This is a genomic window from Pseudomonas sp. (assembly GCF_032058845.1).
Lineage (GTDB): Bacteria > Pseudomonadota > Gammaproteobacteria > Pseudomonadales > Pseudomonadaceae > Aquipseudomonas.
In genome coordinates this window covers 1-12173 of sequence record NZ_DAMCCR010000051.1, presented here as the reverse complement: position 1 = coordinate 12173, position 12173 = coordinate 1, and the positions used below count along the sequence as shown (strand labels likewise).

Genomic DNA, 12173 nt, shown 5'->3' with positions numbered 1-12173 from the left:
GCACGGCGCCGGGCAGTGCCTGGTTGAGCCACCAGTGGCCACCGGGGTTGGCTTCGCCGGCGGGCAGTGGCGCGGTGATGAACGGCGTGCGGTTGAAGGTGATCCAGTCGCTCGGCAGCAGTTGCCGTTGCTGCCAGCGCCCCTCGCGCTGCATCAGCAAGCCGATGCGCGCCAGGTCGCGGGCGCTCAGGTACAGGTACGAGGAGCCGACCAGGGTGCCGGCCGCGTCGCGCTCCCACACGGCGCTGTCGATGCCCAGCGGGGTGAACAGCGCCTGCCAGGCATAGCGCGGGTAATCGCCCGGCGCGAGCATGCCGCGCAGGGTCGCAGCCAGCAGGTTGCTGTCGCCGCTGGAATAGAGAAAGCGCTCGCCCGGCGGATGAGCCGCAGGGCGGGCGGCGGCATAGGCGGCCATATCGGCGTGGCCGCGGGTGTAGAGCATGGCGATGACCGAGGAATTGAGCGGCGCGTACTCGTAGTCTTCCTGCCAGTCCAGACCGCTGGCCCAGTGCAGCAGGTCGGCCATGCGCAGCGTGCTGTGAGGCGCCAGCGCGGGGTAATGGCGAGCAGCAAGGTCGTCCAGCGCGAAGCGGCCCTGCGCGTAGGCGACTCCGAGCAGCGTGGCCAGCACGCTTTTGCTCACCGACCAGGTGAGGTGGGCGGTATCGGGGCCGGTCGGGGCCCGGTAACGCTCATACAGAATGCGCCCGTCGCGCACGATCAACAGCGCATCGGTACGCAAGGCTGCAGCCTCGCTGCCCGCTGCAGCGAAGGCATAGTCATCGACCGCCTGCCAGTTCAGCGCCACGGGGTCGCGTTGCCAGGTCGGCACCGGCCAGGGCTCGGCCCAGGCCGACGACACGCCCAGGCACACCATCAGCCACCACCCTCCCATTGCCTTCATGCACCGCGCTCGTGTCGACCGATCCTGCGCCCCAGCCTGCCAGCCATTGATGACAATTTGCAGCGCGCAACGCCCGTGCCGGCTGTCACGCAAGCATCACCAAAGCTTCACGGGCGTGACACCCCCCCTGCCTAGCCTGAGCTTGACCACACACAGCCGCCCGACCGGCTCTTGAGCTGGCCATGGAGACGCGTAATGAATCGGATCGCTCGCCCCGTTCACAACAACAACGAACGCCGACTGCAGGCCGAGCGCCTGATCGGCGCAGCTGCCCTCGAAGAAGCCCAGGCGCTGCGCTTCCGTGTCTTCAGCCAGACCTTCAAGGCCACCCTCAAGGGCGCCGAGCACGGCCTGGACACCGACGCCTACGACCCGCACTGCCAGCACATCGGCGTGCGTGACCTGAACAGCGGCAAGCTGGTCGCCACCACCCGCCTGCTCGATCACCAGGCCGCCAGCAGCCTGGGACGTTTCTACAGCGAAGAGGAATTCAGCCTGCATGGCTTGCGCCAGCTGCAGGGGCCGATTCTCGAGCTTGGGCGCACCTGCGTCGACCCGGGCTATCGCAACGGCGGCACCATTGCCGTGCTCTGGAGTGAACTGGCCGAAGTGCTCAACGAGGGCGGCTATCGCTACCTGATGGGCTGCGCCAGCATTTCCATGGAAGACGGCGGCATTCAGGCCCACGCGGTGATGCAGCGCCTGCGCGAGCGCTACCTGTGCAACGAACACCTGCGCGCCGAGCCAAAGAATCCGCTGCCGACCCTGGCCGTGCCGAGCAACGTCATTGCCGAGCTGCCGCCGCTGCTCAAGGCCTACATGCGGCTGGGCGCGAAAATCTGCGGCGAGCCGTGCTGGGACGAAGATTTCCAGGTGGCCGACGTGTTCATCCTGCTCAAGCGTGATGACCTCTGCCCGCGCTACGCCCGTCATTTCAAGGCGGCCGTGTGATGGCCCGCCTGCGCCGCGCGGCGCGGGTCGTGCGGCTGCTGGGTGTCGTCGCCCTGGGCATGAGCATGGCCAGCACCTTCGCAATCGCTGAGCGCCTGGGCCTGCAGCCTTCGGAAACACGCCGACAACGCTGGACGCGCGCCTTCATGCAGCGCCTGGTCGCTGCCCTGCCGTTCGAGGTGCACATCACCGGCAGCGTGCCGCAACGGCCGATGCTGTGGCTGAGCAACCATGTGTCGTGGACCGATATCCCGTTGCTGGGAATGCTCACGCCGCTGTCGTTCCTGTCCAAGGCCGAAGTGCGCCACTGGCCGGTGGCCGGCTGGCTGGCGGCGAAGGCCGGTACTCTGTTTCTGCGCCGCGGCGCCGGTGATGCGCAACGGCTGCGCACGCAGATCGGCGAGCAACTGACTGCGCACCGGCCGCTGCTCATTTTCCCTGAGGGCACGACCAGCAACGGCCACGCCCTGCGCACCTTCCATGGCCGTTTACTGGCCGGCGCCATCGACAGCGGCACGCCGATCCAGCCGGTGGCCATCGAATACTGGCGTGACGGCGAGCGAGATCCGCTGGCGCCATTCGTGGGCGACGACGACCTGCTGTCGCACCTGCTGCGGCTGTTTGCCCTGCCCAAAGGCCAGGTGCACATTCACTTGCTCGAACCGATTGCCAGTGTCGGCATGGAGCGCGCGGTGCTGGCCTTCCAGGCCCAGCAGGCCGTGCAGCAGACCTTGTTCGGCAGCCCTGACTGGATCGCGGTAACGGTGCCCCAGGCGCATGCGGCCTGAGCGGTCGTGACGCCCGACGCAGGTAGGCAATTATTGAACCGGGCCGGGTGAAGGTTGCTCGGGGCGCCTGGCTGGGAATGTCTCACCTGCAACGCCTGCCCGAGGATGCCTCAGCGGCTTGCCCTGAAGCCTCCCCGGCTTTCAAGGCGGATCAGACCACGCCTGATCCGCCTCGGCCTGAACCTGCGCGGCAAACGCCTGCAAGTGCGGGTAGAACGCCCGGAAATCCGCCATCAGCGGCGCATACAGGGTGCGCAGCTCAGCGCTCACTCCCAGCAGCCCTTCAGGTTTGGACAAGCGCCGGGCAATGCCGTTGAACACCGGCTCCAGCACCGCAAAATCCTCGTAGCTGGCCAGCCAGTCGTCCGCCGCCATGAACGGCGCCATGCGCGCCAGGCGTGGCGGCAGCGCAGGCTCTGCCAACAACACGCGATACACCTCGCCGGTGAACACCGTCAACGGCTGGTCGGCATAGTCGGCCCAATGGCGGGCAAGGCAGTGATCGAAGAACACGTCCAGCGCGATGCCCGCAAAGCGCCGCCGCGCCCGGGGGAAACGCCCAAGGGCGGTGAGCACCAGTGGGTGGCTGTCAGTGAACGAGTCGATGCGCCGATGCAGGCGGATGGCCTGTTCCAGTGCGGGCGGGAAGCGGCCGTCGAGCGAGCCTTTGACGAAGTCCCCGTAGAGACTTCCGAGCAATTGCTCGGGCGCGTTGCCACCAAGGTGGAGATGGGCGAGGTAGTTCATGGGGCGTCAGCTTAGCACGCGTATCGTTATAACCCGATATAGCGATTTGGTTTGAACTTGGAGCGATTGGTTCTTTCCATATCGGAATGCAACGATTTATATTTCGTCCATTCCCGATATTCAGCACAGCGAAGCGAGCGATTCCGTGCCCCTCGACCTCGACGAAATCATCAAGGCCCTCTCCCATCCCGTACGCCGCGACATCCTTGCCTGGCTCAAAGACCCTGCCACGCAGTTCCCCGAGCAGTATCACAGCACTGAGCACGGTGTGTGCGCCGGGCAGATCGACCAGCGCTGCGGGTTGTCGCAGTCGACCGTGTCGGCGCACCTGGCAACGCTGCAGCGCGCGGGCCTGGTCAGCAGCCAGAAGATCGGCCAGTGGCATTTCTTCAAACGCAACGAAGCGACCATACAAGCCTTTCTCAGCACCTTGGGCGAGCAGCTCTGAGCGGCCCGCCTCCCGCATTTCACGCCATCACTTAAGGTAACCCCATGACTACCCTGTTCGACCCCATCACCCTGGGCGACCTCGAGTTGCCAAACCGCATCATCATGGCCCCGCTGACCCGCTGCCGCGCCGATGAAGACGGCCGTGTACCCAATGCCCTGATGGCCGAGTACTACGTACAGCGCGCCAGCGCCGGGCTGATCCTCAGCGAGGCCACATCGGTCACGCCGATGGGCGTCGGCTACCCACAGACGCCCGGTATCTGGAGCGATGAGCAGGTGCGTGGCTGGACCAACGTCACCAGCGCCATCCACGCTGCGGGCGGGCGCATCTTCCTGCAGCTGTGGCACGTTGGCCGCATTTCCCACCCGCTCTACCTGAACGGTGAGCTGCCGGTCGCACCGAGCGCCATCCAGCCTGCAGGGCACGTAAGCCTGGTGCGTCCGTATGCCGACTTCCCCACTCCGCGCGCGCTGGAAACCGAAGAAATCGCCGATGTCGTCGAGGCCTACCGCGTGGGCGCCGAGAACGCCAAGGCCGCAGGTTTTGACGGTGTCGAGATTCATGGCGCCAACGGTTACCTGCTCGACCAGTTCCTGCAGAGCAGCACCAACCAGCGCACGGACGCCTACGGCGGCTCGATCGAAAACCGCGCGCGGCTGCTGCTGGAAGTGACCGACGCCGTGGTCGAGGTCTGGGGGGCGGGTCGCGTCGGCATGCACCTGTCGCCGCGCGCCGACCTGCATGACATGGGCGATGACACCCGCGCCGAAACCTTCACTTACGTGGCTCGCGAGCTGGGCAAGCGAGGCCTGGCGTTCATCTGCTCGCGTGAGAAGCAGGCCGCCGACAGCCTCGGCCCGCAACTCAAAGCCGCGTTCGCTGGCCCGTACATCGTCAACGAGAGCTTCGACAAGGCCAGCGCCAATGCCATCCTGGCCAGCGGCACGGCCGATGCGGTGGCCTTCGGCGTGCCGTACATCGCCAACCCGGACTTGCCCGAGCGCATGGCCAGCGATGCTCCGCTAAACGAGGCGCACGGTGACACCTTCTACAGCCACGGGCCGGTCGGCTACATCGACTACCCGCGCCTGTAACAGCCGCCCCGCCGCGCGGCCAGCAGGCCTGCGCGGCGATGTCGGAGCGGCCGGTCGGTCGCGATGGACTGCGCCGCCGAGCCAGCAGCCTAATCTGCATAGCCCTGCTCACCCTTACAGCGATTAACGCGCCCCGTTCAAGGCCGCGCGTTGATCTGCTGCTGCAGGTTCTGCACCTGGCTCTGCAAGGTGTTCAGGGTGCGTGTGGTCTGGCCGCGGAAGGCATCGAATTCCTGCACCGAAGCGCCACTGGCGCTCGGGCTGGCAGGACGATTGTCGGCCTGGCTCTTGAGCACCAGCACATCCTGCTCCAGGCTCTCGATCGCCGCCTTTTGACTGCCTTGCTGCTTGAGCGCGGCCACCTCGGTGCTGAGGCTCTTGACCTGCCCTTCGAGCTTGCCACCGTCCTGTTGCCCGGATTTCAGCGTGGCCAGTTCGCCATTCACCGCCTTGAGCTGGGCCTGCAGCTGGCCTTGCAGTTCGGTCACCGCCTGTTGCTGCTGGCGGGTGTCGGCAAGCACCTGCTCCAGGCGTTTGCCCAGGTCGCCGGCCTGGCCGGCCACGCCTTGCTGCTGCTTGCTCTGCTCGGCCAGGTTGGCCTGCAACTGCTGCAACTGCGCTTTGAGCGCCTCGCTGCCGGTACTGACGCTCGATTCGCTGGCCGCCACCTTGCCGCTGATCGCCTGCAGGCGCCCGGCGGCGTCCTCGCTGATGCGCGCGAAAGACTCCTGGGTCGCGACCAGTTGCTGTTCGAGCAGGGAAATCTGCTGCACGCTCCACCAGCCCAACCCGGCCAGGGCGATGCACGCGGCGCCCAGCAGCGCCCACAGTGGCCCGGTGCTGGCTGGGCGCGCCGCCTTTTGACGGCTGCGGGCGACGTTGGCAGGCAGCAGCTCATCGTCGTCACGGGTGCCGGCGCGCAGGCTCGGCACGTTGTCGAAATCGTCGGGTTCGTTGTTGCGCATGGGGAAGGTCAACCACGGTAAGAGCGTGAAGGCGGGAGTATAAGCCCAGATGCCCGCTACACGCTGCACAGCCGGGCGCATCGCGCACGCCATAGAAGCGGCGCAATGTCGAGGCCTGCGCCTACCTGCGCCGACGTGCAACGCGCCGTACAAAAGCCCCCGTTCGGCTCAGGCGCCGCGCCACCAGGCACAGAACTCGTCAAGGCCGCTCCACAGGCTGACCTTCGGCCGGTAGTCCAACTGCTGACGGGCACGGCTGGTGTCGAGGGTAAAGTCGCGGCTGGCGTATTTCACCGCGGCGCGGGTGGCACGTGGGGTTGGCCGGCCGGGCCAGGCCAGGCACGCCACTTCATTCAGCGCGGCCAGCACGTGAGCGGTACGCGCTGAGCGATAGCGCGTGGCCTGGGGCAGTTGCAGCTGGCGCATCACGTAGTTGATCGCATCCCACAGCGGCACCGGTTGACCATTGCTGATGTTGTAGGCCTGCCCCAGTGCTGGGGTGTCGACGAACAGGGCCGCCAGCAGGGCCTCATTGAGGTTGCTCATGCTGGTGAAGTCGACCGTGTTCAGACCATTGCCGATGATCGCCAGGCGGCCCTTGTTCTGCTGCTCGATCCAGGCCGGAAACAGCCGCGTGTCACCCGCGCCGATCACCGCACTGGGGCGCAGCGCCACGACCTCCAGGCCGAACTCCCCGGCGCCGAAGACCTTCTGCTCGGCCACGTGCCGGGTGGCGGCACAGGGTGTGTGAAAGCGCCTGGGCACGTGCGCCTCACTGACCTCCAGCAGGCCCTTGCCATCCCCATAGAGCGCCGGCGACGACAGGTATATCAGGCGCCGCACGTGTTCCTTGAGGCAGCCTTCGACGATGTTTTCGGTGAGCACCACAGTGCCCTGATGAAAATCCTGGTAGCGCCCCCAGGTGCCCGCCGCACCGGCGCAGTGCACCACGATGTCGACGCCCTGACACAGGCGTCGGGCGACCTCGGCGTTACTCAGATCGCCCGGAATGAACTGCGCACCACGCTTGACCAGGTGCGCCACGGCCTCGGCGCGGCGGCCGTTGATCCGCACATCGAGGCCTTGCTCCAAGGCAAAACGGGCGAAGCGTCCACCGATGAAACCGCTCGCGCCCGTAACCAGAATTCGCATGTAAGACTCCGCCTTGCCAGATTTCAGATGCAACTGACGCTGCCCGCGCCTACAACGGCACCAACCCCACTGACGCGGTGCGCCGCAGGTGGTCGGTCAGTTGGCTCAGCAGTTGCCCGCCATTGCGCCAATGATGCCAGTACAACGGCACATCGACCGGCGTACCGACGCAGATTTCCACCAACTCGCCACGCGCCAGTTGCCCACTGGCCTGCAACTCAGGCACCAGTCCCCAGCCCATGCCGGCTTCGAGCATGCGCACGAAACCTTCGGACGATGGACACAGGTGATGCATGAAGCCGCCGTCGATGCCCAGCGAGGCCAGGTAGCGGTGCTGCAGGTAGTCGTCCGGGCCAAACACGATGCCTGGGGTGCGCGCCAGGCGCGCCGCATCGAAACCGTGGGCAAAGTGCTGGGCCATGAAGCCGGGGCTGGCCAGCGCGAGGTAGCGCATGGCGCCCAGCGCCAGGCTGCGCGCGCCGGCCACGGGCCGTTCACTGCTGCACAGGCAGGCCGCCACTTCACCGGCGCGCATGCGTTTGAGGCCGACGTTCTGGTCTTCCACCACCAGGTCGAAGAGCACCTGCTGCTCGGCACTGAACGCGCCCACGGCATCGGCCCACCAGGTCGCCAGGCTGTCGGCGTTGAGGGCGATGCGCAAGCGTTCGGGCACCCCGTGTTCATCCAGCGCCGGCACCTGGCGCTGCACGTCGCGTTCGAGCAAGCGCACCTGCTGCACATGGTTGAGCAACTGCCGGCCCACCTCGGTGGGCTCGGGGGGCGTGGCGCGAACCAGCACAGGCTGGCCCACTCGCGCTTCGAGCAGCTTGATCCGCTGCGACACCGCCGACTGCGACAACCCCAGCGCCTGCGCGGCGCGCTCGAACCCGGCTTGCTCGATCACCGCCGCGAGGGCCGACAACAGCTTGTAGTCGAACATCGATTCCTCTAATGCCTGATCAGCTTTATTGGTTTTTCTTATACCCCGCGCAGCCCCACACTGGCCACTCCTGTTGCACATCCGAACAGCCCAGCGCATCGCGCATCAACCTGACGCCGCACTGGCCTGACTGATCGAAAAACATGCAGCGCTCGGCTACTTCCCCGGAGACTCCCGCCATGTGGCAAAGCTATCTGAACGGCATTCTGGTCGCCCTTGGCCTGATCATGGCCATTGGTGCGCAAAACGCGTTCGTCCTGGCGCAAAGCCTGCGCCGCGAGCACCACCTGCCGGTGGCCGCGCTGTGCATCGTCTGCGATGTGCTACTGGTCGCGGCCGGGGTGTTCGGCCTGGCCACGGTACTGATGAGCAACCCGACCCTGCTGGCGGTGGCGCGCTGGGGCGGGGCGGTGTTCCTGCTGTGGTACGGCATCAAGGCACTGCGCAGCGCCTGTTCTTCACAGAGCCTGGAGCGCCAGCAGGGCCAGGGCGCACGCTCGCGGCGGGCGGTGCTGCTCAGCGCCTTGGCGGTCACCTTGCTCAACCCGCATGTGTACCTCGACACGGTGCTGTTGATCGGCTCGCTGGGCGCGCAGCAAAGCATGCCTGGCGCTTATGTGGCGGGTGCAGCGAGTGCCTCGTTGCTGTGGTTTTCCACCTTGGCACTCGGCGCCGCCTGGCTGGCACCCTGGTTGGCGCGGCCGACCACCTGGCGGCTGCTGGATCTGATGGTGGCGGTGATGATGTTCGCGGTGGCGGCGCAACTGATCTTCAACTGATCTTCAACTGACAGCCACTGGTCGTGCCTGAGCCAGCGCCGAGGAACCTCTAATCCCTATACTTGTTGCGTGGTTATGCGTAAGGGCCGGTGCTATGATCGGCCGCTTGCGTCGCAAAGGGTAAAGACCCGCCGACGCGATAAGGCCGCCCGTGATCGGCCTTGCGTACACCGCAAACCAGACCCGAATGAGGAGAATCAACCATGGCTTTTGAATTGCCGCCGCTGCCCTACGCCCATGATGCCCTGCAGCCGCACATCTCCAAGGAAACCCTGGAGTTTCACCACGACAAACACCACAACACCTATGTCGTGAACCTGAACGGCCTGATCCCGGGCACCGAATACGAGAACAAGTCCCTCGAAGAGATCATCAAGACCTCCTCGGGCGGTGTGTTCAACAACGCAGCACAGATCTGGAACCACTCCTTCTACTGGGAATGCCTGGCGCCCAACGCCGGTGGCGAACCGACCGGTGCGCTGGCCGATGCCATCAATGCCGCCTTCGGCTCCTTCGCCGAGTTCAAGGATGCATTCACCAAGACCAGCGTTGGCACCTTCGGCTCCGGCTGGGGCTGGCTGGTCAAGAAAGCCGACGGTTCCCTGGCCCTGGCCAGCACCATCGGTGCAGGCTGCCCGCTGACCTCCGGCGACACCCCGCTGCTGACCTGCGACGTCTGGGAACACGCCTACTACATCGACTACCGCAACGTGCGTCCGAAGTACGTCGAGGCGTTCTGGAACCTGGTCAACTGGGACTTCGTGGCCCAGCAGTTCGAAGGCAATACCTTCAAGGCCTGATCACTCAGCCTGCCTTGAGCGAAAAACCCGGCCAATGCCGGGTTTTTTTTATCCATTCGATGGGGTGTCTGCCTTGCCGACTGAATAGACAGCGCTACCATGATAGGTCTGAAACCTGTTGGAGCAGATTCAAGTCGCGCGCATGCAGAACCGATACAGTACGAGACGATTCGCGTTCGACACGGTCGTAGCGGGTATGGCATCCAGGCAATAGTGCGATACCCAGGTTGCTGGCAGAATGCCGCCAGGCGCATGGACTAAGGAAACCCCATTGAAGCTGGAATTTCGGCATAGCTTGACGATCAAGCTGCTCAGGGTCGTGTTGCTCTCGGCGCTGGGCGTCGGCGTTGTCCTCAGCTGTGCACAGATCGTCTACGACGCCTACAAGACGCGTCAGGCCGTCAGTGATGACGCGCAACGCATCCTCGACATGTTCCGTGACCCTTCCACCCAGGCCGTGTACAGCCTGGACCGGGAAATGGGCATGCAGGTCATGGAAGGGCTGTTCCAGGACAAGTCCGTGCGCATGGCCTCCATCGGCCACCCCAATGAAACCCTGCTGGCCGAGAAGAACCGTCCGTTGCAGGACATGTCGATGCGCTGGCTGACCGACCTGATCCTCGGCCAGGAACGCACCTTCAGCACATCACTGGTGGGCCGCGGCCCCTACAGCGAGTACTACGGCGACCTCAACATCACCCTCGATACGGCCGCCTACGGCGAGGCCTTCCTGATCAATGCGGTGATCATCTTCATCGCCGGCGTACTGCGCGCCCTGGCCATGGGCCTGGTGCTGTACCTGGTCTACCACTGGCTGCTGACCAAGCCGTTGTCGAAGATCATCGAGCATCTCACGCAGATCAACCCTGACCGCCCCAGCCAGCACCAGATTCCGCCGCTCAAGGGCCATGAAAAGAACGAACTGGGCATCTGGGTCGACACCGCCAACCAGCTGCTGGCCTCCATCGAACGCAACACCCACCTGCGCCATGAAGCCGAAAACAGCCTGCAGCGCATGGCCCAGTACGACTTCCTCACCGGCCTGCCCAACCGCCAGCAACTGCAGCAGCAGTTGGACAAGATCCTCGTCGACGGCAGCCGCCTGCAGCACCGGGTCGCGGTGTTGTGTGTGGGCCTGGATGACTTCAAGAGCATCAACGAGCAGTTCAGCTACCAGGTCGGTGACCAGTTGCTGCTGGCCCTGGCCGATCGGTTGCGCGCCCACAGCGGTCGCCTGGGCGCCTTGGCCAGGCTCGGCGGTGACCAGTTCGCCCTGGTCCAGGCCAACATCGAGCAGCCTTACGAGGCCGCCGAACTGGCCCAGTCGATCCTCGATGACCTGGAGTTGCCGTTCGACCTCGATCATCAGCAGATTCGCCTGCGCGCCACGGTGGGCATCACCCTGTTCCCGGAGGATGGCGACAGCACCGAGAAGCTGCTGCAAAAAGCCGAGCAGACCATGACCCTGGCCAAGGCGCGCTCACGCAACCGCTATCAGTTCTACATCGCCAGCGTGGACAGCGAAATGCGCCGGCGCCGCGAGCTGGACAAAGACCTGCGTGACGCCCTGCCGCGCCAGCAACTGTTTCTGGTGTACCAGCCGCAGATCAGCTACCAGGACCACCAGGTAGTCGGGGTCGAGGCGCTGTTGCGCTGGCAGCACCCGGAACTGGGGCTGGTGCCGCCCGACCAGTTCATTCCCCTGGCCGAACAGAACGGCTCGATCATCAGCATCGGTGAATGGGTGCTCGACCAGGCCTGCCGGCAATTGCGCGAATGGCACGACCTGGGCTTTGCCGAGCTGCGCATGGCGGTCAACCTGTCCACCGTGCAGTTGCACCACAGCGAGTTGCCGCGGGTGGTGAACAACCTGCTGCAGCGCTATCGCCTGCCACCGCGCAGCCTGGAACTGGAGGTGACCGAGACCGGCCTGATGGAAGACATCAGCACCGCCGCCCAGCACCTGCTGAGCCTGCGCCGCTCCGGGGCGATGATCGCCATCGACGATTTCGGCACCGGTTATTCCTCGCTCAGCTACCTCAAGTCACTGCCGCTGGACAAGATCAAGATCGACAAGAGTTTCGTTCAGGACCTGCTCGACGATGACGACGACGCCACCATCGTTCGCGCCATCATCCAGCTGGGCAAGAGCCTGGGCATGCAGGTGATCGCCGAAGGGGTGGAGACCGTCGAGCAGGAGACCTACATCATTGCCCAGGGCTGCCACGAGGGTCAGGGCTACCACTACAGCAAACCCCTGCCCGCCCGCGAGCTCACGGCATTTTTGCGGCAGATGCGCCGCAGCCAGGTGTCGCTGCCCTAGGCTTTGGATGAAACTCCCAACTGCGGCCGACCGTTACTGGCAATTACATGCCAACCCTTTACAGAGAATGCAAATCTTTCGCATGATGTTGCGTTTTCGCGTGCCCTTGGCACACCTGTCCAACCCACGACGCAGGAAAACCAATAATGATTCGTATGCCTCTGGCCTCCGCCAGTCTGTTGGCCATTGCCATTGCCCTGGCCGGTTGCGGTGAAAGCAAGGACGACAAGGCCGCCGCGCCGCAAGCCCAGGCGCCTGCCGCCGCTGCCGCGCCAGCCA

Annotated in this window: 12 protein-coding genes; 7 read left to right on the top strand and 5 right to left on the bottom strand. The window is 65.1% G+C overall.

The window, feature by feature from the left end; translation table 11 throughout:
* On the bottom strand, positions 1-904 hold a 904-nt coding region (locus RT028_RS11575; protein ID WP_312934999.1), incomplete at its 3' end, for a serine hydrolase.
* A gap of 195 nt (positions 905-1099) precedes the next feature.
* Between RT028_RS11575 and olsB the strand changes: the two genes are divergently transcribed.
* Complete coding sequence (gene olsB, locus RT028_RS11570) at positions 1100-1855, top strand: L-ornithine N(alpha)-acyltransferase (protein WP_312934997.1); 756 nt, start codon at positions 1100-1102, stop codon at positions 1853-1855.
* On the top strand, positions 1855-2643 hold the full coding sequence (locus tag RT028_RS11565; RefSeq protein ID WP_312934996.1) for a lysophospholipid acyltransferase family protein: 789 nt from the start codon (positions 1855-1857) through the stop codon (positions 2641-2643). The genes olsB and RT028_RS11565 overlap by 1 nt, the downstream gene beginning before the upstream one ends.
* A gap of 141 nt (positions 2644-2784) precedes the next feature.
* On the opposite strand, the gene RT028_RS11560 is transcribed toward RT028_RS11565, so the two are convergent.
* Positions 2785-3390, bottom strand: a complete 606-nt coding sequence (locus RT028_RS11560; RefSeq protein WP_312934995.1) for an ACP phosphodiesterase — start codon at positions 3388-3390, stop codon at positions 2785-2787.
* Between the two features lie 145 nt (positions 3391-3535).
* On the opposite strand from RT028_RS11560, the gene RT028_RS11555 reads away from it, so the two are divergent.
* Together RT028_RS11555 and RT028_RS11550 are read left to right on the top strand one after the other, a co-directional pair.
* The gene (locus RT028_RS11555) at positions 3536-3838 is read left to right on the top strand and encodes a helix-turn-helix transcriptional regulator (protein ID WP_312934993.1); all 303 of its coding nucleotides are present in this window, start codon (positions 3536-3538) and stop codon (positions 3836-3838) included.
* A 44-nt stretch (positions 3839-3882) separates the two neighbouring features.
* The gene (locus tag RT028_RS11550; protein WP_312934991.1) at positions 3883-4935 is read left to right on the top strand and encodes an alkene reductase; all 1053 of its coding nucleotides are present in this window, start codon (positions 3883-3885) and stop codon (positions 4933-4935) included.
* Positions 4936-5072: 137 nt separating this feature from the next.
* Here RT028_RS11550 and RT028_RS11545 read toward each other — a convergent pair whose 3' ends face one another.
* The 3 genes from RT028_RS11545 to RT028_RS11535 form a co-directional block, all read right to left on the bottom strand.
* On the bottom strand, positions 5073-5900 hold the full coding sequence (locus RT028_RS11545; RefSeq protein WP_312934989.1) for an ATPase: 828 nt from the start codon (positions 5898-5900) through the stop codon (positions 5073-5075).
* Between the two features lie 168 nt (positions 5901-6068).
* Entirely contained in the window at positions 6069-7052 is a 984-nt protein-coding gene (locus RT028_RS11540; RefSeq protein ID WP_312934988.1) for an NAD(P)-dependent oxidoreductase, read from the bottom strand.
* A 49-nt stretch (positions 7053-7101) separates the two neighbouring features.
* Positions 7102-7992 (bottom strand): LysR family transcriptional regulator ArgP, encoded by an 891-nt coding sequence (locus tag RT028_RS11535; protein WP_312934987.1) that lies wholly within the window; start codon positions 7990-7992, stop codon positions 7102-7104.
* A gap of 179 nt (positions 7993-8171) precedes the next feature.
* On the opposite strand from RT028_RS11535, the gene RT028_RS11530 reads away from it, so the two are divergent.
* The 3 genes from RT028_RS11530 (at position 8172) to RT028_RS11520 (ending at position 11894) form a co-directional block, all read left to right on the top strand.
* A complete protein-coding gene (locus RT028_RS11530; protein WP_312934985.1) occupies positions 8172-8771 on the top strand; it encodes a LysE/ArgO family amino acid transporter in 600 nt (199 codons plus the stop codon).
* Between the two features lie 203 nt (positions 8772-8974).
* Positions 8975-9571: a Fe-Mn family superoxide dismutase gene (locus tag RT028_RS11525; RefSeq protein WP_312934984.1), complete on the top strand. Its 597-nt coding sequence runs from the start codon at positions 8975-8977 to the stop codon at positions 9569-9571.
* 271 nt (positions 9572-9842) lie between these two features.
* Positions 9843-11894 (top strand): putative bifunctional diguanylate cyclase/phosphodiesterase, encoded by a 2052-nt coding sequence (locus RT028_RS11520; RefSeq protein WP_312934983.1) that lies wholly within the window; start codon positions 9843-9845, stop codon positions 11892-11894.
* Positions 11895-12173: the final 279 nt, after the last annotated feature.